21 protein-coding genes and 1 tRNA gene are annotated in these 22,465 nt (G+C 63.7%); 13 read left to right on the top strand and 9 right to left on the bottom strand.

Annotated elements, in window-relative coordinates; translation table 11 throughout:
- The first annotated feature begins 54 nt into the window (after window positions 1-54).
- From A8B82_RS03415 to selD, 4 genes are all read left to right on the top strand, one after another.
- The gene (locus A8B82_RS03415; protein ID WP_067288193.1) at window positions 55-789 is read left to right on the top strand and encodes an ImuA family protein; all 735 of its coding nucleotides are present in this window, start codon (window positions 55-57) and stop codon (window positions 787-789) included.
- Window positions 737-2,224 (top strand): Y-family DNA polymerase, encoded by a 1,488-nt coding sequence (locus tag A8B82_RS03410; protein WP_067288190.1) that lies wholly within the window; start codon window positions 737-739, stop codon window positions 2,222-2,224. Before A8B82_RS03415 ends, A8B82_RS03410 begins: the two co-directional genes overlap by 53 nt.
- A 104-nt stretch (window positions 2,225-2,328) precedes the next feature.
- Window positions 2,329-5,640: an error-prone DNA polymerase gene (locus A8B82_RS03405; RefSeq protein ID WP_067288187.1), complete on the top strand. Its 3,312-nt coding sequence runs from the start codon at window positions 2,329-2,331 to the stop codon at window positions 5,638-5,640.
- 127 nt (window positions 5,641-5,767) lie between these two features.
- Entirely contained in the window at window positions 5,768-7,933 is a 2,166-nt protein-coding gene (gene selD / locus A8B82_RS03400) for a selenide, water dikinase SelD (protein ID WP_067288184.1), read from the top strand.
- On the opposite strand, the gene mnmH is transcribed toward selD, so the two are convergent.
- The 4 genes from mnmH to A8B82_RS03385 form a co-directional block, all read right to left on the bottom strand.
- Window positions 7,926-8,972: a tRNA 2-selenouridine(34) synthase MnmH gene (gene mnmH, locus A8B82_RS03395; RefSeq protein ID WP_067288181.1), complete on the bottom strand. Its 1,047-nt coding sequence runs from the start codon at window positions 8,970-8,972 to the stop codon at window positions 7,926-7,928. The genes selD and mnmH overlap by 8 nt on opposite strands.
- Before the next feature lie 119 nt (window positions 8,973-9,091).
- A complete protein-coding gene (locus tag A8B82_RS24740) occupies window positions 9,092-9,325 on the bottom strand; it encodes a LysR substrate-binding domain-containing protein (protein WP_443069328.1) in 234 nt (77 codons plus the stop codon).
- Window positions 9,326-9,467: 142 nt separating this feature from the next.
- Window positions 9,468-9,543: transfer RNA gene (locus A8B82_RS03390), tRNA-Ala, on the bottom strand.
- A gap of 102 nt (window positions 9,544-9,645) precedes the next feature.
- On the bottom strand, window positions 9,646-9,972 hold the full coding sequence (locus tag A8B82_RS03385; RefSeq protein ID WP_067288178.1) for a TIGR02300 family protein: 327 nt from the start codon (window positions 9,970-9,972) through the stop codon (window positions 9,646-9,648).
- A 110-nt stretch (window positions 9,973-10,082) separates the two neighbouring features.
- Between A8B82_RS03385 and A8B82_RS03380 the strand changes: the two genes are divergently transcribed.
- Window positions 10,083-10,769 carry a M48 family metallopeptidase gene (locus A8B82_RS03380; protein ID WP_067288175.1) on the top strand — a complete coding sequence of 229 codons (687 nt, stop codon included), beginning with the start codon at window positions 10,083-10,085 and terminating at the stop codon, window positions 10,767-10,769.
- Between the two features lie 64 nt (window positions 10,770-10,833).
- On the top strand, window positions 10,834-11,484 hold the full coding sequence (locus tag A8B82_RS03375; protein WP_067288662.1) for a GntR family transcriptional regulator: 651 nt from the start codon (window positions 10,834-10,836) through the stop codon (window positions 11,482-11,484).
- Between the two features lie 48 nt (window positions 11,485-11,532).
- Here the strand turns inward: A8B82_RS03375 and A8B82_RS03370 are convergent, their stop codons facing one another.
- On the bottom strand, window positions 11,533-11,838 hold the full coding sequence (locus A8B82_RS03370; RefSeq protein WP_067288172.1) for a hypothetical protein: 306 nt from the start codon (window positions 11,836-11,838) through the stop codon (window positions 11,533-11,535).
- Between the two features lie 299 nt (window positions 11,839-12,137).
- Here A8B82_RS03370 and A8B82_RS03365 point away from each other — a divergent pair, with 299 nt between their 5' ends.
- Window positions 12,138-12,584, top strand: coding sequence for a GNAT family N-acetyltransferase (locus A8B82_RS03365; protein WP_067288169.1), 447 nt, complete (start codon window positions 12,138-12,140; stop codon window positions 12,582-12,584).
- A gap of 7 nt (window positions 12,585-12,591) precedes the next feature.
- Here the strand turns inward: A8B82_RS03365 and A8B82_RS03360 are convergent, their stop codons facing one another.
- Window positions 12,592-13,554, bottom strand: a complete 963-nt coding sequence (locus tag A8B82_RS03360) for an acetyl-CoA carboxylase carboxyltransferase subunit alpha (protein ID WP_067288166.1) — start codon at window positions 13,552-13,554, stop codon at window positions 12,592-12,594.
- 254 nt (window positions 13,555-13,808) lie between these two features.
- Between A8B82_RS03360 and A8B82_RS24650 the strand changes: the two genes are divergently transcribed.
- Complete coding sequence (locus tag A8B82_RS24650; RefSeq protein WP_268873788.1) at window positions 13,809-13,940, top strand: hypothetical protein; 132 nt, start codon at window positions 13,809-13,811, stop codon at window positions 13,938-13,940.
- 46 nt (window positions 13,941-13,986) lie between these two features.
- Here the strand turns inward: A8B82_RS24650 and A8B82_RS03355 are convergent, their stop codons facing one another.
- The gene (locus tag A8B82_RS03355) at window positions 13,987-14,946 is read right to left on the bottom strand and encodes an L-malyl-CoA/beta-methylmalyl-CoA lyase (RefSeq protein ID WP_067288163.1); all 960 of its coding nucleotides are present in this window, start codon (window positions 14,944-14,946) and stop codon (window positions 13,987-13,989) included.
- A gap of 251 nt (window positions 14,947-15,197) precedes the next feature.
- Between A8B82_RS03355 and dgcN the strand changes: the two genes are divergently transcribed.
- Genes dgcN through A8B82_RS03335 form a run of 4 tightly spaced genes read left to right on the top strand, consistent with a single transcriptional unit; the run spans window position 15,198 to window position 18,702 of the window.
- Window positions 15,198-16,199, top strand: coding sequence for an N-acetyltransferase DgcN (gene dgcN, locus A8B82_RS03350; RefSeq protein ID WP_067288160.1), 1,002 nt, complete (start codon window positions 15,198-15,200; stop codon window positions 16,197-16,199).
- 58 nt (window positions 16,200-16,257) lie between these two features.
- Window positions 16,258-17,223, top strand: coding sequence for an N-acetyl-D-Glu racemase DgcA (dgcA, locus tag A8B82_RS03345; RefSeq protein ID WP_067288157.1), 966 nt, complete (start codon window positions 16,258-16,260; stop codon window positions 17,221-17,223).
- 35 nt (window positions 17,224-17,258) lie between these two features.
- Window positions 17,259-17,825, top strand: coding sequence for a DUF4760 domain-containing protein (locus A8B82_RS03340; RefSeq protein WP_161489411.1), 567 nt, complete (start codon window positions 17,259-17,261; stop codon window positions 17,823-17,825).
- A gap of 16 nt (window positions 17,826-17,841) precedes the next feature.
- Complete coding sequence (locus tag A8B82_RS03335) at window positions 17,842-18,702, top strand: D-amino-acid transaminase (RefSeq protein ID WP_067288150.1); 861 nt, start codon at window positions 17,842-17,844, stop codon at window positions 18,700-18,702.
- An 8-nt stretch (window positions 18,703-18,710) separates the two neighbouring features.
- On the opposite strand, the gene A8B82_RS03330 is transcribed toward A8B82_RS03335, so the two are convergent.
- Together A8B82_RS03330 and A8B82_RS03325 are read right to left on the bottom strand one after the other, a co-directional pair.
- Window positions 18,711-18,920, bottom strand: coding sequence for a hypothetical protein (locus tag A8B82_RS03330; protein ID WP_138069653.1), 210 nt, complete (start codon window positions 18,918-18,920; stop codon window positions 18,711-18,713).
- Between the two features lie 168 nt (window positions 18,921-19,088).
- Entirely contained in the window at window positions 19,089-20,771 is a 1,683-nt protein-coding gene (locus A8B82_RS03325) for an ABC transporter substrate-binding protein (protein ID WP_067288144.1), read from the bottom strand.
- Between the two features lie 555 nt (window positions 20,772-21,326).
- On the opposite strand from A8B82_RS03325, the gene A8B82_RS03320 reads away from it, so the two are divergent.
- Window positions 21,327-22,205, top strand: coding sequence for a DMT family transporter (locus A8B82_RS03320; protein ID WP_067288143.1), 879 nt, complete (start codon window positions 21,327-21,329; stop codon window positions 22,203-22,205).
- Window positions 22,206-22,465: the final 260 nt, after the last annotated feature.

Genomic DNA, 22,465 nt, shown 5'->3' with positions numbered 1-22,465 from the left:
CTGGTGTCTGGGGGGCTTTTCAATTAGAACAAAACATGAACAATGGAGGGATGCATGCCACCCGATTCTCCTCTTGGGCAGGTGATTGCCCTGTCGGACAAACATCTGATCCAACCCGTTGCAGCCCCCGGAAAGGCGGGTGCGGCGGATGCCGCCGTGCTGCGCGACGTGCTGGCGGGCGGGCCGTTCGATGCGGCTGTGACGGGTTTTGTCCTGGCGGCCCTGCCCGACAGCACGGACCCGGTGCTGTGGGTCAGCGACCGGATGGCGCGGCGCGAGAACGGGCAGCTTTACGGGCCTGCGCTGCGCGGCTTCGGGGTGCGTGCGCCGATCCTGCGGGTCGAGGTCAATCATCCGCGCGATGTGCTCTGGACGATGGAGGAAGCGGCGGGATGCGCGGGCCTGTCCGCCGTTGTGGGCGAGATCCACGGCGCACCCGAGGTGCTGAGCTTTACCGCGACCAAGCGGCTGGCGCTGCGGGCAGAGGCGGCAAAGGTGCCGATCTGGCTGATCAGGTCGGGCGATCACGGTGCGCTGTCGGCGGCGCGCGAACGCTGGCGGCTGCATTCGCTGCCCTCCGCCCGGCATCTGTGGAACCCGCAGGCCCCTGGCGATCCCCGGTGGGAGGCCGATCTGTTTCGCGCGCGCGGCCGGGCACCGGGGGTGTGGGAGGCGTCTTGTGACCCCCGTGCCGCAGGGCGCGCGGATCGTCTTTGTCTGGTTCCCCGATCTGGCGATGGACCGATGGCGCAGGATCACGGCGCAGCAGCGCAGTTTGCCGGGGGATGAGGTGCCGGTGGTGCTGGCCATCCAGGGCAGGCACGGGCCGGTCATCCATGCGCTGAGCGCCTGTGCGGTGCAGCGTGGCATCGCATGGGGGGCGCGGGTGGTCGATGTGCAGGCGATCCACCCCGATCTGCATGTGGAGCAGGCCGACCCGCAGGGCGATGTCGCACTGCTGGACCGGGTGGCGCAATGGGCGCGGCGCTGGTGCCCCTGGACGGTACGTGACGGCACCTCGGGGATCGTGATGGATGTAACCGGCGCGGCGCATCTTTTCGGGGGCGAGCGCGCGATGCTGCGCGATATGGCGGTGCGGTTCCGGATGCAGGGGCTGTCGGCGCGGCTGGCCCTGGCCCCCACGCGGGGCGCCGCACGGATGCTGGCGCGGCACGGTGCGGGGCAGGTGATCTGCGGGCCGCAGGACCTTGAGGTGGCGCTGGCCCCCCTGCCGGTGGCGGCGCTGCGGCTGGAAGAGGATACGGTGCGTTTGCTGACGCGGCTGGGTCTCAAGACGCTGGGCGCGCTGATGCAGGTGCCACGGGTGGCGCTGATGCGGCGGTTCGACCGGCTGGCCGGGGACATCAACCCGCTGGTGCTGCTGGACCGCGCGCTGGGCCGGCAAAGCGATCCGCTGAACGCCCCGGCAGAGGTGCCGCGCTGGCTGGTGCGGGCACGGCTGGCCGAGCCGGTGATCGACCCGGTGCCGCATCTTGATGCGCTGGCGTCGGACCTCTGCGCGCAACTGGCGCGGGCCGAGCGCGGCGCGCGGCGGTTGCGGCTGACGATCTACCGGGTGGATGGGGAATGGCGCAGCCGCGATGTGGCCTTGGCACAGGCCAGCCGCGATCCGGCGCATCTGTTGCGGTTGCTGAGCGGCAAGACCGAGGGGATCGACCCCGGTTTCGGGTTTGACCTGTTGACGCTGGAGGCGCTGGCGGTGGAACCGCTGGCGCTGCATCAGGACAGGCTGGATGGGCAGCGCGATGCGGGCCGGGACGTGGCGGCGCTGCTGGATCGGCTGGCGGCCCGGCTGGGACCGGGCAAGGTCACCTGGTCCAACTGGGTGGAGAGCCATCTGCCCGAGCGGGTGGAGGCGCAGGTGCCCGCGCTGGGATCTATCATGCGCGAGGCCCCGGTGCTGATGCGCGAGCGTCCTTTGCGGCTGTTGGTCCAGCCCGAGGAGATTGCGGTGCTTTATGCCGTGCCAGAGGGCCCGCCGGCGCGGTTTCGATGGCGGCGGGTGGCCTATCTGACCGCGCGGCACGAGGGGCCGGAACGGATCGCGCCGGAATGGTGGCGCGACCGGCCCGGCACCCGGCTGCGGGATTATTACAAGGTCGAGGTCACGGACGGGCGACGCTTCTGGCTGTTCCGCGAGGGGATACTGGGGGACGGGCGCGGCGGCGATCCGCATTGGTTTCTGCATGGGATTTTCCCGTGATGGTTTGCCCGTGGGGGCATCTGCGGGTCGGGCGGCAGTGCAGGGATATTTTGAGCCAAAAAGAAAGGACGGCAGACCGCGAGGTTCTGGCGCGGGAGGCGTGAATGCCGCAGCAGGATGGTCATAAGCGGCGCACGCTTGAGGCGGAGGACCCGTTTCGGCGGCATGATCCGGCACCCTATGTGGAACTGGGGCTGGCGAGTTGCTTTTCCTTTTTGCGGGCGGCATCGGATGCGGTGGACCTGACGGCGACGGCGAATCTGCTGGGCTATGACGCCATGGGTGTGACGGATCACAACACGCTGGCGGGGGTTGTCCGGGTCCATACCGAGGCAAAGAAGGCCAGGGTGCGCCCGGTGATCGGGGCGCGGTTGGTCCTGATGTGCGGCACGCATCTGCTGGCCTATCCGCGTGACGTGGCGGCCTATGCCCGGCTCTCCACCTTGCTGAGCAAGGGCAAGATGGCGGATCTGGAGGGCGGTTGGCAGGAAAAGGGTGAGACCCACCTGACGCTGGAGATGCTGGCCGCCCATGCCGAGGGGCTGGAGTTGATCGTGATGCCGCCCGAGCGGCTGGACCTGTTCGAGGCGGGGTTGGCGCGGCTGGTGCGGGCCCTGCCGGGGATGCGGTACGTCGGCGCGGCCTATCTCTATCGCGGGGACGATGTGGCGCGTATCGCCCGGCTGGAGGGGGTCGCGCGGGCGCATGGCCTGGGGCTGCTGGCGACCAACGACGTGCTTTATCATGCGCCGCAGCGGCGGCCGCTTCAGGATGTGATGACCTGCATTCGCGAGGGCACCACCATTGCGCGGGCCGGTTTCGCGCTGGAGGCCAATGCGGAGCGTTACCTGAAGTCGCCGGGCGAGATGTGCCGCCTGTTCGCCGCCTGGCCTGAGGCGATCCGCGCCACGCGGGCGGTGGCGGATGCCTGCAGCTTTTCGCTGGATGACCTGCGCTACGAATATCCCCATGAGATCGAGGTGGCGGGCCTGACCGCGCAGGAGGCTCTGGAAAAGCTGACATGGGAGGGGGCCGCGCGGCGCTATCCCGACGGTGTGTCGGCGCGGATCAGGGGGATCATCGAAAAGGAATTCGCGCTGATCCGATCAAAGAAGATCGCGCGGTATTTCCTGACCATCAACGACATCGTGCGCTTTGCCCGCGAGGAGGCGCAGCCGCCGATCCTGTGCCAGGGGCGCGGGTCGGCGGCCAATTCGGCGGTGTGCTTCTGCCTCGGGATCACGGCGGTGGACCCCGAGGAGCATGACGTGCTGTTCGAGCGTTTCCTGAGCGAGGAGCGCGATGAGCCGCCCGACATCGACGTGGATTTCGAACATGCCCGGCGCGAGGAGGTGATCCAGTACATGTATGCCAAATACGGGCGCGACCGGGCGGGGCTTTGTGCCACCGTGATCCATTATCGCCCCCGCTCTGCCATTCGCGAGGTCGGCAAGGCGATGGGGTTGAGCGAGGATGTGACGGCGCGGCTGGCGGGCACAGTCTGGGGCAGTTTCGAGGCCGAGATGGCCGAGGGCCGGGTCAAGGAGGCAGGGCTGGACCTGTCGGACCCCTATCTGCGCAGGGTGATCGCCCTGGCCCGCGAGATGACCGGCATGCCGCGGCATCTGAGCCAGCATGTGGGCGGTTTCATTCTGACCGAGCGGCCCCTGACCGAGATGGTGCCGATCGGCAATGGCGCGATGCCGGAACGGTCCTTTATCGAGTGGGACAAGGACGACATCGACGCGCTGGGGATTTTCAAGGTCGATATTCTGGCGCTGGGGATGCTGACCTGCATTGCCAAATGCTTTGACCTGATGCGGGCGCATCACGGGGTCGATCACGATCTGGCCAGCGTCCCGTCGGATGATGCGGCAACCTATGACATGCTCTGCGCCGGCGACAGCCTTGGTGTGTTTCAGGTGGAGAGCCGGGCGCAGATGGCGATGCTGCCCAAGCTGCGTCCGCGCACCTTCTATGACCTGGTGATCGAAGTGGCAATCGTGCGGCCCGGACCGATCCAGGGCGACATGGTGCATCCGTTCCTGCGGCGACGGCAGGGGATTGAAGGAGTCAGCTATCCGGCACCAGGGCCGCAACATCCGCAGGATGAACTTCTTAAGATCCTTGGCCGCACCTTGGGGGTGCCGATCTTTCAGGAGCAGGCGATGAAGATCGCCATTGATGCGGCGCAGTTCTCCGCCAGGGAGGCGAATGAGTTGCGCAAGGCGATGGCGACCTTCCGGTCGCGCGGCACCATCGAGACCCTGCAGAACAAGATGGTGGGCCGGATGGTCAAGCGCGGCTATGACGAGGATTTCGCGCGGCGGTGTTTCGACCAGATCAAGGGGTTCGGCGATTACGGCTTTCCCGAGAGCCATGCGGCGAGTTTCGCCAAGCTGGTCTATGTGTCGTCCTGGATGAAGTGCCATTATCCGGCGGCCTTTGCCTGTGCGCTGCTGAATGCGCAGCCCATGGGGTTTTATGCACCCGCGCAGATCGTGCGGGATGCGCGCGAGCATGGGGTCGAGGTGCGCGGAGTGGATGTGAATTATTCCGGTTGGGATTGCACGCTGGAACCCTGCGGGGAGGGTTTTGCCCTGCGGCTGGGGTTCCGGCAGGTGGACGGGATGCGCGAGGCGGCAGGCCAGCGGATCGGGGCGGTGCGGGATGTGCCCTTTGCCGATGTGGCGGAACTGAAAACACGGGCGCGGCTGGATCGGGGTACTGTGCGCAGGCTGGCGGCGGCGGATGCCATGCGCTCCTTGGGGATAGACCGGCGGCAGGGGCTGTGGCAGGCGCAGGGGTTGAAGGATGCGCCCGATCTGCCGATCTTTGCCCATGCGGCAGCGGGTGACGAGGGGGCCGAGCCGGTGGTGGCCCTGCCCCGGATGCCAAGCACGGAGCATGTGGTGGCGGATTACCAGACGCTGCGGCTGTCGCTGAAGGCGCATCCGATGTCCTTTTTCCGGGCCAGCCTGCGGCGGCAGGGGTTCTCCTGCACCGATCAATTGCCGTCGATGCGGCATGGGCAAAGGGTGTCGCTGGCGGGGCTGGTGCTGGTGCGGCAGAAGCCCGGCAGCGCCAAGGGGGTTTGTTTCATCACGCTGGAGGATGAGGCAGGGGTGGCCAACCTGGTGATCTGGCCCAAGCTTTTCGAGCAGTTCCGCCCGGTGATCATGTCGGCGCGATTGATGGTGGTGCATGGTCGGGTGCAGACGGATGGGCGGGTCATCCATGTGGTGGCAGACCGGCTGGAGAACCGGACCGCGCGGCTGGACGGGCTGGCGGACGAAGAGCTGCCGCAGGCCTTTGTCCGGGGCGACGAGGTGACGTATCCGATACCGGGGCAGGTCGGCGGGCGGCGGCATCCGCGCGATGTGCGGGTGATCCCCAAGTCGCGGGATTTTCATTAGCGATGGGCAGGATGCGCTGTTAGGAACAGGAGCGGCTGCGCCGCATTCGATCCATTTTTGCTGATGAGGGGCGCTGCCCCTCAAACTCCCCGGGAATATTTATGGCCAAAAAGAAAAGACAAGACGGGTGTTGAACGCGGTGCCCCTGACCCGTGACCTGGTGCTGGTGGGTGGCGGGCATGCGCACGCGCTGGTGTTGCGGGCCTGGGGGATGGACCCTTTGCCGGGGGTGCGGGTGACGGTGATCAACCCCGGTCCGACGGCACCCTACACCGGCATGTTGCCGGGGCATGTGGCGGGGCATTACGGGCGCGATGAACTGGAGATCGACCTGGGCAGGTTGTGTCGCCACGCAGGCGCGCGGCTGATCCTGGGCCGGGTTGACGCGATCGACCGGACGGCGCGGCAGGTCCGTGTCGCGGGGCGCGGGCCGGTGGGGTATGACGTGGCCAGTATAGATGTCGGGATCACCGCGCAGATGGATGTGCCGGGATTTGCCGATCATGCGGTCGGGGCCAAGCCGCTGGATGCCTATGCCGCGCGCTGGCGGGCCTTTCTGGAGCGCGTCGCGGCGGGTGCGGTTGCGCCCGAGGTGGTTGTGATTGGAGGCGGTGTGGCGGGGTGCGAATTGTCCATGGCCATGGCCCATGCCCTGCGTGAAGCCGGTGCCAGGCCGCAGGTGACGGTGATCGAGGCCGGGACAGAAGTATCCCGCGTGGGAGACCGGGCGCGCAGGCAGTTGCTGTCTGCCATGCGCGGGCTGGGTGTTGTCTTGCGGACCGGCGTGCAGGTGGCGCGGATCGAAGCAGAGCGCGTGGTGCTTGAAGACGGCAGCAGCGTGCCGGCGCGGTTTTGCGTCGGGGCGGCGGGTGCCTTTGCCCAGGAATGGATCGCCGGGACCGATCTGCCGCAGCGCGACGGTTTCATAAAGGTGGGGCCGGACCTTGGGGTCCTGGGTGACAGCAGGCTCTTTGCCGTGGGCGATTGTGCCGAGATGGTCCATGCCCCGCGGCCCAAGGCCGGGGTTTTTGCCGTGCGCGCCGCACCGGTGTTACATGACAACCTGCGCTCGGCGCTGGGGGCGGGACGTCGGCGGGCTTTTCGGCCGCAGAAACATTATCTCAAATTGATTTCGCTTGGAGGCCGGTCGGCACTGGCAGAGAAGTTCGGGCTGGCAGTCTCCGCCCCCTGGATGTGGCGCTGGAAGGACCGGATCGACAAGGCGTTCATGGACCGGCTAAGCACGCTGCCGTTGATGCCGCAGCCCAGGGTGAGCGGCCCTGTGGCGCAGGGCGTGGCCGAGGCGCTGGCGGCAAAGCCGCTCTGTGGCGGCTGCGGTGCCAAGGTCGATGGCGGTGTGCTGGGCGGCGTGTTGGCGCAGATCGGCCAAGGAGGCAACGAGGTCGTCACCGGACCCGGCGATGATGCCGCGATCCTGCGGCAGCCCAACGGGGGGTTCCAGGTGATCAGCGCCGACCATCTGCGGGCTTTTATCGAAGACCCCCATCTGATGGCGCGCATCGCGGCGGTGCATGCGTTGGGGGACGTCTGGGCGATGGGGGCGACACCGCAGGCCGTGTTGTCGTCGATCATCCTGCCGCAGATGTCGGCTCAGATGCAGGCGCGGACCCTGGCAGAGATCACGCAGGCAACGCAGGAGGTGTTGGCCGAAGTGGGCGCACAGCTGGTCGGGGGCCATACCACCATGGGGGCGGAGCTGACACTGGGGTTCACCGTCACGGGCCTGCGGGACGACATGCCGCTGACGCAAGGGGGCGCGCAGTCGGGGGATCTGCTGATCCTGACCCGTCCGGTCGGGTCGGGCGTGCTGCTGGCCGCTGACATGGCCGGGCTGGCCGATGGCCGCGATCTGGCGGCCGCACTGGCGGTCATGGCGCGGCCCCAGCATCGCGAGGCCACGGTTCTGGCGCGGGTGGCCCATGCGATGACGGATGTGACCGGCTTTGGGCTGGCCGGGCATCTTGCGGCGATGGGTGCGGCTTCTGGTCTGGATGTGGAGATCTGGGGCGACAGGGTGCCTTACTATGCGGGCGCGCAGGCCCTGTCCGGGGCCGGCGTCGCATCATCCCTGATGGCGGCAAACCGGGCGAATGCGCCGGTGAGCGGGCGCGCCGATCCGTTGCTGTTCGATCCGCAGACCGCCGGGGGGCTGCTGGCAGCCGTGCCGGAAGCAGCGGCGGAGGCGACGCTGATAGCCCTTGCCGCGCAGGGATGCGATGGCCATTTGATCGGACGGATGTCGCCCGGTGGGGGCGCGCTGCGGGTCACGTGACGTCGGCGGTCAGCCGGGCTGCCGCCGCGCGCAGCGTCGCCGCCTCAAGATCGGGCAGATCAAGCTGGCGCATCGGCGCAGGAGAGGATGCAGCGGCCTTTTCATAGCGCGGGTCGTAATGCGCCTGCACCAGCCCTTGGGCCAGTGCAACAAAGTCGCCGGTATCGGCCTGGTCTTGCCAATGTGCGATCAGTTTGGCCGCGTGATAGGGCCGCAGGTGATCAATCTGGCGGTGCAGGCGGTCGAGGTCTTCTGTCAGGTCCGCATATGCGCTGCAAAGGTAGGTCGCGCGGGCGTGCAGGGGGGCCTTGATCTCGACCCGCTGCGCTGCGCACATCGCGGCCCAGAGCGCGGGCGGGATGATCCGGTTGCCGACCTTGCTGCTTTCGGCCTCCACCCATGTCAGGCGGGCGGGGTCAAGTTGGCCAAGGGCGTTGGCGATGCGGCTCTCGAACATCTTCTGGCTGGGCTGTGTCTCCTCTGTCGCGCCGAAAAGGGAGCCGCGATGCTGGGCCAGCCCTTCAAGGTCCAACACTTGCGCGCCTGCCGCCTGCAGGTGGCGCAACATCTCTGTCTTGGCGGTGCCGGTTCCGCCACTGACCAATGTGATCCGGTGCGGCAGGGGCCTGTCGTAGAGCGCATCAACAACAAGCCGCCGATAGCTGCGATAGCCGCCTTGCAGCAACGTGACGCGCCAGCCGACCTGGTCGAGGATGGTGGCGAATGCACCGGAGCGTTGCCCGCCGCGCCAGCAATAGACCAGTGGCTGCCAGCCGCCGTCCTTGTCTGCAAGCGGACCGTCAAGGTGTGCCGCTGTATTGCGTGCCACCAGCGCCGCACCGATCTTGCGCGCAGAGAAAGGCGAGGCGTGTTTGTACCTTGTGCCAACGTCGGCGCGTTCCGCGTCGTTCAGCACCGGCAGGTTGATGGCACCGGGCACATGATCTTCGGCAAATTCCGCAGGGGCGCGCACGTCGATGATGGTATCGACTGTCAGGTCGGCCAGTTCGGCAAGCGAGGTGAGGGTCAGGGGTTTCATCGGGTGCCTTGCACGGGGACAGGCCCTTTTAGCTGGGAATGGGGCAAGGGTGCAATCTGGGTCTTTGGGCGGGGCCAATGGCAACCTGGCGGGGTGTGATGCCGTGACCGTGGCTGCATCTAACCCGAATTCCGAGATACCCAGGATACCGTTTGCCGCAGGGATGTGTCGCGTTCATGGTGCCTGGCCCAGAACAGGACCAGGAATTCGCCCGATGGCGCGGAGGGGTGCCAGATCTGCTTGAGGTGTCCGGCGTGGATCTCTGCCTCTATCATGAAGGTCGGGACGATGGCGACGCCATGGCCCTGAATGGCGGCGTCCAGTGCACGGGCGGAACTGCCGAAATTCAGAATCCTCGGTGTACCGTCGCGACGAGAAATGGTCGGGCATGGGCCAACTTCTTATTCGACAGGAAAAACAGCACCCGTCTGCGCGGCAGAGGCAAATCCCCAGCCGCAAAAGGCAGACCTGTCTGGTGCTTTTTCAAAAAGGAAATGGTGGAGCATAGCGGGATCGAACCGCTGACCTCCTGCATGCCATGCAGGCGCTCTCCCAGCTGAGCTAATGCCCCATTCAGGTCCGCGTCTTGTTTGCGGTCCGTTTGGTGGTGCGTGATTAGGCGCAAGCGGGGGCGGGATCAAGTGGAAAATCCATTCCCGCCGCCGCAAAAGGTTTAGTCGTCGTCGTTAGATGCCACATCCGCGATGTCGTCCAGCGGCACCGTGTCATCATCGTCGTCGTCATCGTCCAGGATATCGTCATCCAGGTCGACATCGACATCATCGTCATCGTCCAGGATTACATCGTCTTCGACTTCGGCCTTCTTGGCCTTGGCTGTTTCGGCATCCTCGGCGTCGGCTGCGATCATGCGCGACTTGGATGCGTCGATCTCAAGCACTTCGCCCGTGTAGGGGCTGACGATCGGATCCTTGTTGAGGTCGTAGAAGCGCTTGCCCGTTGTGGGGCACAGGCGCTTGGTTCCCCATTCTTCGTTGGGCATGGAACACCCCTTCTGAAAATTGCGTTTGCGTGTAGATGATTCAGGGCAAGTGCCATATGAGGGGGAGACTGTCAAAGGCTTTAGCCCCGTGTTCTGATTGAGTCCGATTGATGAGCGATCCTGTCCTGTCCGGCGATCCGCCTATTCCCCTGATCCTGCGTCGTTCCGCACGGGCAAAGCGTATTTCGCTGCGCATTTCGCAGCTTGACGGACGGGTCACGCTGACGCTGCCGAAACGGCTGGCAGAGCGGGAGGCGCTGGATTTCGCGCGCAGCAAGGAAGGATGGATTCGCAAACATCTGGACGCGCGTGGAGAAGACCTTCAGGTGATGCCGGGGGCCGAGGTGCCAGTGGCCGGTCAGATGCTCAAGGTGGTCAGGGGGCAGGGGCGACGTGTGCAGATCGGGACAGATATCATCGCCGTGCCGGGGCCGGAGGATCGCGTGGGCGCGCGGTTGGCCAGCCATCTCAAGCTGGTGGCGCGGGATCGGCTGGCCGAGGCCAGCGATGCCTATGCCGCGCAGCTTGGCCTGGGGTACAGCCGTCTGACCCTGCGGGATACGCGGTCCCGCTGGGGGTCATGCACCAGCGACGGGGGGCTGATGTTTTCCTGGCGGTTGATCATGACACCGCCCGAAGTGCTCAACTATGTCGCCGCACATGAGGTCGCGCATCTGGCGCAGATGAACCACTCCCCCGCCTTCTGGGCAGAGGTCACCCGGCTTTACGGCGATTATGAGCCGCCCCGGCGTTGGTTGCGTACCCACGGTGGCGGCCTGCACCGTTACCGGTTCTGATCCAGAGACTTGTGGCACCTTCAAACCACTTGACCGCGTGGAAATTTGTGATCACACCGAAACCATGAACCTGAACCCCCGCTCTGCAGAGGCCACGCCGCCAGCCCATGACCGTGTCTATCGACGGATGCGCAGCCGGATCATGCACGGCGATCTGCCGCCCGGCCAGGCGCTGACCCTGCGTGGCATCGGCAAGGAATACGGCGTGTCGATGACGCCTGCCCGCGAGGCGGTGCGCCGCCTGGCCGCAGAGGGGGCGCTGACGATGTCGACCTCGGGGCGGATTTCCACGCCGGAATTGTCCAGTGACCGGATCGAGGAACTGGCCGCTCTGCGCGCCCTGATCGAGGTTGAACTGGCGAGCCGCGCCCTGCCGCGCGCGCATCTGGCGCTGATCGAACGGCTACAGACCATCAACAACGCGGTGGGTGAGGCTGTCGCGCAGCGGGACGCGGTGAGCTATATCCGCACGAACCTTGAGTTTCATCGCACCCTTTACCTGCGCGCGCAGGCACCGGCGATGCTGGCCATGGCCGAAACGGTCTGGTTGCAGATGGGGCCGACGATGCGCGCGCTGTATGGGCGGTTGCGGCGCACCGAACCGCCGCAGTTTCACCGGCTGATCATCGCCGCATTGCGCGCGGGGGATGAGCCTGGTCTGCGATTGGCCGTGCGGTCGGACGTGACGCAGGGCCTGCGGATGTTGGCGCGATAGCCCTCCAGCTGGGGCAGGTCGCAGAAACCGGCCTTTGCCGCCGGGGCTTCAGCCCGCAACCCCATCCGTGGCGACCGTCGGCTTTTCCATCATCCAGTGAGTGCCGGCAGACATCACGCAGCTGATTCCGTCCGGGCGGGTCAGCAGGATGGTAAAGCTGCCTTTCTCCGCCGAAGACCATACTTCGATCAGGGCCGCGCCATTCTGCAACCCTCGCGCGGTCAGCGTTTCGGCGTATTCCGATGTCAGCCGCGCCACCAGCGCCTCACGAGGGGCGCAGGTCAAGGCCCATGCCGGGGGTCCGGTGCAGGCCATCCCAAAGAGCAGGGCGGCGGTAAGAACGCGTTTGTACATGATAGGCTCCTTTCCAATGTGATCAGGAAGGCGCCCAGGGCCGAGAGGTGGTCACAGACGCCCTCTAATATAAATATTGTGTCGCGCAGCGGTATTTACAATTCACGCGGCTTCACATCTTCGGCGAAGTGGCGTTGACACATCAGCTGTCCGGTGGCTATCAGCCCATATGGAAAACCGCTGCACCACGACCCAGGGTTACGATCGCCGCACCTATTAAGCGCGGCCCTTTTCCCATTCCCAAAGCCGCTACAGCGCGGCGATTGACGCCTCTCTGTGGCCCCACCCCAGAGAGCATCATGACCCAGATCAGACAAGCAACAGAACAGGACCTGCCCGAGGTTCACGCCATGGTTGTCGGCCTTGCCCGGCACCACGGCGATACCGCGATGCTCACGCTCGACGATCTGCGCCGCGATGCGCTGGGTGCGCATCCCTGGTTGACCATCCTCGTCGCAGAAGCGGCCAAGGGCCTGTCCGGTTATGCAGCACTTTGCCCTATTGCCCAGTTGCAGTTCGGGGTGCGGGGCATGGACCTGCATCACCTTTTCATTCGGGACACCATGCGCGGGCAGGGCGTTGGGCGTGCTCTGGTGGCGGCATGCATCGGCGTTGCGCGGGAGCGGGGTTGCCGGTTCCTGGCGGTCGGGACGGACCCCGACAATCTTGCCGCGCAGCAGACCTATGTCGCAATGGGGTTCGACCGGGTCCCGCAACCGGGACCTCGGTTTCGCATCAAGTGGTAGGGCGGCCTCAGGCGGCCAGGCCCTTGGCGCCCATGTCCAGGTATTTCTTGCGCCGGTCGGCGATCAGGGCGGCAGCATCCTTGCCGTCGAGTTCGGACAGCATGGCCGCGATTGCGCTGCCCACGGCCTTGATTGCGGCGGGGGCGTCGCGGTGCGCGCCGCCTCTCGGTTCGGAAATGATCCTGTCTGTGACCCCCAGCTTGCGCAGGTCATCTGCGGTCAGGCGCATGGCCTCTGCGGCCTCACGCATCTTTTCGGAATCTTTCCAGAGAATCGATGCGCAGCCCTCCGGGGTGATCACGGAATAGACCGCATGTTCCAGCATCGCGACGCGGTTGGCGGTGGCAAAGGCGACAGCGCCGCCCGATCCCCCCTCGCCGATGATCACACTCACCAGCGGCACACCAATTTGCAAGCATTTCTCGGTTGAGCGCGCAATCGCTTCAGACTGGCCGCGTTCCTCGGCCCCCTTGCCGGGATAGGCCCCCGGCGTGTCCACCAGCGTGATCACCGGAAGGCCGAACTTGCCCGCCAGTTCCATCAGGCGCACCGCCTTGCGATAACCTTCGGGGCGGGCCATGCCGAAATTCCGCTCGATCCGGGATTTGGTATCGTTGCCCTTTTCGTGACCGATTACCATGACGGGGCGGCCGTCAAAGCGTGCAAGGCCGCCCATGACCGCCAGATCGTCGGCAAAGTTGCGATCGCCTGCAAGCGGCGTGAATTCGGTGAAAAGGGCGTCGATGTAGTTTTCGCAATGCGGGCGCTCGGGGTGCCGGGCGACCTGGCATTTGCGCCAGGGGGTCAGTGAGCCATAGATTTCCTCAAGCAGGCTGGTTGCCTTGGCATCCAGCGCCTTGGCTTCGGCGGTGATGTCCATTTCCCTGTTTTCACGCGCCATGGCGCGCAATTCTTCCGCCTTGCCCTCGATTTCTGCCAGGGGTTTCTCAAAATCCAGATATTGCGTCATGTGATGCTCCGCCTTGTTGCCCGATATATGGCCGCAGTTGCGGTGCTTTGCAACGCGGCGGCATCGGGGCGGCGCGGGCGCGGGTGAATTGCCCCGTGTTTCTCCACTGGGAACAGTAGGGCAAATGCGGCGAAATTAAGGTGTAAAGCGCAGTGGAAACAGAGTGTTTCCCTTGTATTTCTTGCGAAAATGCCAGGGCGGGGGAAGGGTGAGGCTCAGATCAAGGCAGAAAAATGTTTGCAAAGGGGCCAAAGATGGCGCTGGTAAATTACATCCTCGCGGGCATGCTCGGCACGGTGGTGGCCATGGCGATATACCAGCATCGGGTCAGCTTTGACAGCGACGCCGCCGGTCAGCTGCCGCCGGTGCAACAGCAGGCGGTCTGAGTCGACCCCCTGTCAAAAGGGGTCGGCCCGCTATTTCGATCTGGCCCTAGCTGTTCGCAATCATTTCTGATTGGCGAACGATTACTTCGGCCTGCTTGATGCTGGCGATATCGACCAACCGCCCCTTGTAGACTGTCGCACCCTCACCATTCGCTTTTGCCTGCTCCATCGCGGCCAGGATTTCGCGTGCTTCGGCGACCGCTTCTTCCGAGGGGGTGAAGACCTCGTTGGAGATTGCGATTTGCTTGGGGTGGATGGCCCATTTGCCGACCATGCCCAGCGTCGCAGAGCGTCGCGCCTGCGCCCGGCAGCCTTCGTCGTCCGAAAAATCGCCAAAGGGGCCGTCAACCGGCAGGATACCGTGGGTCCGGCAGGCGGCGACAATGGCGGTCTGCGCCCAATGCCAGGGGTCGGACCAGTGTTTCTGGCCTTCGTGCAGCATGTAGTAGTTTTCCTGCGTGCCGCCGATCCCGGTGGTTTGCATCCCCATGGACGCCGCAAAATCGGCTGCACCCAGGCTCATCGCCTCCAACCGGGGAGAGGATGCGGCGATCTCCTCTACATGGGCAATGCCGGCCGCGGATTCGATGATGACCTCAAGCGCGATCCGCTTGCTGCGTCCCTTGGCGGCCTCAATCGCTGTCACCAGGGCATCGACAGCATAGATGTCTGCGGCACAGCCCACTTTCGGGATCATGATCATGTCGAGCCGTTCGGAGGCCTGTTCCAGAAGATCGACTACGTCGCGATACCAATAGGGCGTATCAAGGCTGTTGATGCGCACCGAAAGGGTCTTGCTGCCCCAGTCGACGGTGTTGATCGCCTCGATCACATTGGCGCGGGCCATGTCCTTGTCGTTGGGCCCAACCGAATCTTCCAGATCGAGATTGATCACATCCGCTGCAGAGGCCGCCATCTTTTCAAAGAGCTTCTTGTTGGAACCGGGGCCGAACAACTGGCAACGGTTCGGGCGGGCGGGCGGTGTGGGTTGAATGCGGAAGGACATGGCGGGTTTCCTCGTGGCGAAATAATATTGCGATTTTCCTGATGTCAGCAGGTATTAAATTGCGTGGCAAGCTGCAAGCCGGATTTCGCAGGTGCAGCATCGCCTGGGGAGGGTGGTTGCAATATTCTTGCGCATATTTCAGGCTTGGCGCTGAAAACTTGTCGCCCTGATGCTGGCGTCTGCGGAATTGCAATCGATTTGCGTGCCAGATGGGGGAAGATGTGACAAATCACTTTATTGGAGAGCCTGCCATGATCGAGACCCCATATCTGTTGTTCCTTGGCGACGCGCCTGACCAACTTGCCGCGAAGGTGGCCCAGGGCATCAAGGACTGGCGCCCGGAAAATGCAGTGGGCCAGTTCCGCATGGACGGGTGCAAGGCCGATGTGGGCCTGACCGACATGACCCTGGCCGAGGCAAAGGAAGCCGGAGCCAAGACGCTGGTGATCGGCGTGGCCAACCGGGGCGGCGTGATCTCTGCTGCCTGGAAAGAAGTGCTGGTAGAGGCGCTGAACATGGGGTTCGATCTGGCGTCCGGCCTGCACAACCTGCTGGCCAACGAGGGCGTGCTGGTCGCCGCTTCGCAGGTGAATGGCCGCACCCTGCATGATGTGCGGGTGCCGAATGTGGAATACCCGATCGCCAACGGCAAGAAACGTACGGGCAAGCGGGTGCTGGCCGTCGGCACCGATTGTTCCGTGGGCAAGATGTACACGGCGCTGGCGCTGGACGTGGCGATGCGCGAACGGGGCATGAACAGCACGTTCCGCGCCACCGGTCAAACCGGTATCCTGATCACCGGCTCAGGCGTGCCGCTGGACGCGGTGATTGCCGATTTCATGGCCGGTGCCGTGGAATATCTGACACCGGACAACGACCCCGATCACTGGGACATCATCGAGGGGCAGGGCAGCCTTTTCCATGTCAGCTACTCCGGCGTGACGCTTGCGCTGATCCATGGCGGACAGCCCGATGCGCTGATCCTGTGCCATGAACCGACCCGCCCGCACATGCGGGGCCTGCCCGATTACACGCCGCCCTCGATGGAAGCGGTGCGCGATGTGGCGCTGACCCTGGCGCGGGTGGCCAACCCGGACTGCAAGGTGGTTGGCATTTCGGTGAACACGCAACATATGTCCGAGCAGGAAGCCGATGACTACCTCAAGAAGGTAGAGGCCGAGTTGGGCTTGCCTGCGGTAGATCCGTTCCGCCATGGTGCCGCGCGTCTGGCCGAGGCGCTGGAAGCCCTTTGACCGTCGCGACCGCAGCGCGTTCGGGATTGGATATTTTTGGCCAAAAAGAGGAGCGGTCATGCGCATTGAAGTGAGCCGGGATGTTTTCCCGCTGGCACAGGTCTTTACCATCTCGCGCGGTTCGCGGACCGAAGCGAAGGTGCTGACGGTGCGCATCCATGCGGATGGCGTGACCGGCTGGGGAGAATGTGTGCCCTATGCGCGCTATGATGAAACGCTGGACAGTGTCGCCGCGCAGATCGAGGGGTTGAGCGGTGATCTGTCCCGCGCGGGTCTTTATGATCTTTTACCCGCGGGGGCTGCGCGCAACGCGGTGGATTGCGCCCTGTGGGACCTGGAGGCAAAGCGCGCCGGAAAGCGGGTGTGGGAACTGGCCGGGCTGTCAAAGCCGCGGCCGGAGATCACCGCCTACACCCTGTCGCTGGCCGAGCCTGCCGAGATGCAGGCGCAGGCGGCCAAAAATGCCCACCGCCCCCTGTTGAAGATCAAGCTGGGGACGCCGGACGACATGCCCCGTCTGGAGGCCGTCCGGGCGGGTGCGCCGAAATCTACCATCATCGTGGATGCGAATGAGGGCTGGTCGGCTGCGGTCTATGCCGACCTTGCCCCGCATCTGGTCCGCCTTGGTGTGGCGCTGGTGGAGCAACCGCTTCCTGCGGGCGAGGATGACGCCCTGATCGGAGTGGACCGGCCAGTGCCTGTCTGCGCGGATGAGAGCGCCCACGACCGGACCAGCCTGCCGCATCTCAAGGGAAAATACGATGTGGTCAACATCAAGCTGGACAAGACCGGCGGCCTGACCGAGGCGCTGGAACTGCGGGCTGCGGCGCTGGCAGAAGGCTATGACGTGATGGTCGGCTGCATGGTCGGATCATCGCTGGCGATGGCGCCCGCGACACTGGTCGCCCAGGGGGCCCGTGTGGTTGATCTTGACGGGCCGCTGCTTCTGGGCGAGGACCGCGAGAATGCCCTGACGTTCGACGACGCCGGGGTGCATCCGCCGTTGCCTGACCTATGGGGCTAGTGCTTTACTGCATGAGCAACTACGGGGAACACACTATGACCAAATTTGAACTTTGGACAATTGGGATTGGCGTAGCCAACGTCATTCTGTTGCTTGTTGGATTTATTTTCGCCGTGCTTCAGTTGAGGGGTGCGAAATGGGAACTGCGAACAATAAAAGAAATTGATGAGCAACAGCACGATTGGAGCAGGCGAATTGCCGCGCAGGAGGCTCTCCAAAAATACGACCACACTTGGTATTCAGGTCCGCTGCAAGAGGAATTTGACTACTTCAACAGAAATGAACCTGTCCCAGTACAAGAAGTGAAGTCAAAATTTGTAAAGGGTAGTACCGTTCAAGCCGATCTGATTAAGCTATTAAACTTCTACGAAAGCCTAAGTCGAGGAATACATCAGAACATTTTTGACGAAGAAGTCATTCGGATTGCAAGACAACGTGCTATGACGAAGGCGCACAATTCGTTTTTTGCATACATTGAAGATCGTAGACGTCAAGCAAACCCGAAAGCTTGGTCCGAACTAACCTCAATTGTCAGAAAATGGGAGCGCGATGATAATCGAGTGAAACCACGTGCTCCTGCAAACCAAAGTCATGGAAATTAGAAGAGGGAAGTTAGAATTGTCCAGAACCGTCTATGTAAACGGCGAATACCTCCCCGAGGACGAGGCCAGGATCTCGATCTTTGACCGGGGCTTCCTGATGGCGGATGGGGTGTACGAGGTCACATCCGTGCTGGATGGCAAGCTGATTGATTTCGACGGCCATGCCGTGCGCCTCAGCCGCTCGCTGAACGAGTTGGAGATGAAAAACCCGATCAGCAAGGACGATCTGCTGGAGGTGCATCGCGAATTGGTGCGGCTGAACGAGATCAACGAAGGGTTGGTGTATTTGCAGATCACGCGCGGGTCTGACGGGGATCGCGACTTTGCCTTTCCGGCAGAGGACACGGAGCCGACGATTGTGCTGTTCACCCAGAACAAGCCGGGGATGGCTGATAGCCCGGCCGCCAGGAAGGGTGCCAAGGTGATCAGCATCGAGGATATCCGCTGGGGCCGCCGCGACATCAAGACGGTGCAACTGCTGTATCCCAGCATGGGCAAGATGATGGCCAAGAAGGCCGGCTGCGATGATGCCTGGATGGTCGAGGACGGTTTTGTGACCGAAGGGACATCGAACAACGCCTATATCGTCAAGGGCAACAGGATCATCACCCGCGCGCTTAGCAACGACATCCTGCACGGTATCACCCGCGCGGCGGTGCTGCGGTTCGCCCGCGAGGCGCAGATGGAAGTGGAAGAGCGCAACTTTACCATCGACGAGGCCAAGGAGGCCGACGAGGCCTTTACCACCTCGGCCTCGGCTTTTGTCATGCCGGTGGTAGAGATCGACGGCGTGGCGCTGGGCGACGGTACGCCGGGCCGGGTGGCCCCGCGCCTGCGGGAAATCTACCTTGACGAGATGCGCAAGGCGGCGGTCTGAGCGAAGCGTTACGCCTGGGTGGCTATGGTTGCCTGTGGCGGGCCAATGATGTCGATATCGGGAATGTCCGCCTCGTGCATGCCCTGAAGAATGGCCAGCGCCTCGCCACCCCGGCTGACCACAACGCTATCCAGTGTCTGGTTGTATCTGATGTCGATATCAAATGACGCGCCTGGCGCGTCGGCAAGCAAGGCGGGATTGTTCGCATATTGCGGCAAGTGCGACCACGCCAAAGAAAAAGGGCCGCGATGAACGCGGCCCTTGGTTGTCTGACGGGATCGGTGTTTACAGCGTCCCGCCTTTAACCTGAATCATCCCACTTCGCCAATGTCCCGAGAGCGCGCAGCGCGGCAGGGTATTGGCGATTCAAGTTCAAGGCGGGGCGCTTATGCGTCGCCGGTCCAGGCCATTCGCGCGGGATGGTATTCAAAGCCGATGTGGTGCGCCGCGCCAACCAGACCTTCCTTGGTGTGGTTGTAGAGCGACCGCCAGTAGGGCTGGATCGTGACGCCATCGTCTTGCAGCATCGCTTCGCCCTTGGCCATCAGTTCGCGGCGCTTGTCCACATCCGCGATTGCCAGAGCCTGGGACAGCAGATCGTCGAATTCGGGGTTGGCGTAACCGAATTCGTTCCATGCTTCACCGCTGCGATAGGCCAGCGCCCAGATCTGTACGCCCAGTGGGCGCGCGTTCCAGTTGGTGCAGGAGAAGGGGTACTTCGTCCAGTCGTTCCAGAACGTCGAACCGGGCAGGATGGTCCGCTTGACGTTGATGCCTGCGTCGCGCAACTGCGCCGCAACCGCGTCGGTGGAATCCTTGCGGTAGGCATCGTCGATCGAGATCAGCTCATGCTCGAAATCGCCAAAGCCCGCTTCGTCCATCAGCGCCTTGGCGGCGGCAGGATCGACCTTGCGCGCGGGCAGTTCCGCATATTCCGGGTGCATCGGGCCGACGTGGTGGTTTTCGGCGACAAGGCCCCGCCCGGCATAGCCCAGCTCAAGCACGATGGCATTGTCGACGGCCATGGCAATGGCCTGCCGCACCCGCTTGTCCTCGTAGGGTTTCTTGCCATCGACCTCGGCCAGTTGGTTGGGCCGGATCACGATGGTGGCGGCGGTGGCGATGGAGTTTTCGACCCAGCCGTCCAGCGTGCTCATGATGTCGATGTATTCGCCTTCCATGGAATAGAAGGCATCGACCTCTTCGGCCTCGGCTGCGGCGATCCAGGCGGATGGATCAGTGCCGTAGTCGATGTATTCCAGACGGTCGATGTAGGGGCCGCCATAGACCTCTGTGCCCCACCAGGTGTGATCGGGGTTCTTGACCAGCACGCCCTTCACGCCCACTTCGAGCGATTCAGGCAGGTAGGGGCCGGTGCCGACCGGGTTGTCGACCATGTTGTTGGCGTCAAAGTCCGCAGGTACGATTGCGGCGGGATAATCCGCCATACCCGGAATCAGGGTGATGTCGGAAACCGGCAGCTTCAGTTTGACCGTATGGCTGTCGACAACTTCGATTGCACCTTCGATGGCCTGACCGGATTCTTCGTCGATCAGCGACGCGAAACGGCCCGCCATGGAGTTGCCTTCAAGTGACTTGTCGCACCAGCCGGTAATGTTGCGCGCCACGTCTTCGGCGGTGAAATCGTCACCGTTGTTCCACTTGACGCCCTGGCGGACGTTCAGCGTGTACTCAGTGGCGTCGTCGTTGATTTCCCAGCTTTCCAGCAGGGCAGGGCTGAATGTACCGTCGTTTTCCCAGATGGCGAGATATTCCAGCCAACCGCGCGAATAGTTCGCGATCTGCGACCAGTCGTAGGTGCGCGGATCCTTGAGGGCGCGCACTTCCATCTGCATGCGGACGGTGCCGCCCTCTTTCATGTTGGCGTGTGCATCCGCGTAGGCGGGCGGTGTCATTCCGATCATGCCATAGGCGGTCGCGGCGGTCGCACCGAATGCACTGGCGAGCGCCAGGAATTCCCTGCGGTTTACCGGGTCTTTTTTCGCAGCCTCAGCAGAATCCAGAATGGATTGCGGGAGCGGTTTGCCGGTGCGTGTCAGATAAGTCATTGTCTTCCTCTCTGTTGTCGGCGGGATGTCGATGGCCCGCCTTTTTGGTGCCTTTGCCGGACACCGGGTGATACAGTTGACCTGCATGTTTTTTGTCAAACCCCTGAGGGTGCCAGCAGAGTTTCACGCACTCGCCCCCGAAAGGTCAAGCCCATGGGGGCCATCTGTCCCGTTGCGGTGAGCGTATCACATGCTCAACCAGGTGATTGTTTTGAAAGCATAGCGCGCTGCGACCGAATTCAAGGGTGTTCCGATCTGGCTGCTGCGGCGTCCTTTGGCGGCAGGGTGTGCGGAAAGCGTCGTTTCAGGTGGCTTGCCTGTCGCCCTGAGGCAAGTCTGTCAGCCCAATCCTGTCAGCCGCCTGCACTGGGGTGACCGCGGGTTCGCCTGTTGCCGCCGCCGAGGGGGCAGCCGGTATTTGGGAGATAAAATTGACCCGAATGCGGTGCAGGTGCCGGATTTTTCCCGTCTGGCTGGCAAAGGTGCCGAATCTGCCCCGGATGTCGTTTATGGTCCGCTCTTTACCCGGTCCGGAAAATCGGTCACCGATACAGCATGAACGATCAACTCAAGGGCCTGCTCATCACGTTGTTCGGCGTGCTGTGCGTCGTGCCGGATTCCCTGTTTGTGCGCCTGATTGATGCCCCGGCGCTGACCGTCGCATTCTGGCGCGCCTTTCTGGTGGGGGTGCTGATTTTTGCAGCCCTGCTTGTCTCGCAGGGGGCTGCGCCCTTCCGCGCGTTCTGGCGGACCGGATGGCCCGGCGTGATCTATGTGATCGCCATCGGTGCCAGCGGCGTGCTGTTCGTGATCGCGGTCAGCCTCACCTCGGTTGCCAATGTTGTTTTCATCATCGCCTCATTGCCGGTTTTTGCGGCCCTGTTCAGCCGCGTCGCGCTGGGCGAGCGGCTTAGCCTTCGCATGTATCTGACAATGGCGGCGGTGCTTCCGGGCCTCGCGGTAATCGCCTATGGTTCGGGCGAGACGGCGAATGCATCGCTGGCGGGCGACCTGCTGGCGCTGGCGGTCTCGGCGATCTTCGCTGCGGGGCTGACCGCTGTGCGGCTGGTTCGGCAGGTGTCGATGGTGCCCGGCGTGGCGCTGGGTTATGTGCTGGGGGCGCTGGTGATCCTGCCCTGGGCGCAGCCCGGTACAATGCCGTTGGACCAGGCACCGCTGGTGGCAATGCATGTGGGATTCATTCTGTGCAGTTCGGTTTTGCTGGCGCTGGGGCCGCGCTACATCACCTCGGCAGAAGTGGGGCTTCTTGTGTTGCTGGAATCGGTGTTTGCGCCGCTGCTGGCATGGCTCTTTGTCGGGGAAGACCCGGGGAGCTACGCGTTGCTGGGCGGCGGCATTGTGGTGGGCGCGCTGTTCCTGTCGAACCTTGTTGTGCTGGCGCGGCGGCGCAAGGTGCGCGCGGAAGGACCCTAGCGCCACAAGTGCACTCAGGACGCCTGAACCGGACATATCGCCAAGCCTTCGCAAGGTGGCGCGATGGCTCACCATCCCCCTTGATCCCTGTGGTGATCCCCCCTATACCCCGCCCATCCGGAATCGCGTCTCTGCGGCTCCGGTGCTTTGCGTTATGCGCAAGCGACAAGGAAAGACGATGTTACCTCCGGTGGGCCACCCCCTTGACGGGATCGCGGTGCAGACCTGACAGACAGACCGAAGCTCTTGGATCGGACAAT

Origin of the sequence: Sulfitobacter sp. EhC04 (genome assembly GCF_001650875.1) — a bacterium.
Taxonomy (GTDB): domain Bacteria; phylum Pseudomonadota; class Alphaproteobacteria; order Rhodobacterales; family Rhodobacteraceae; genus Sulfitobacter.
This window is presented reverse-complemented; position numbering and strand designations above follow the sequence as displayed.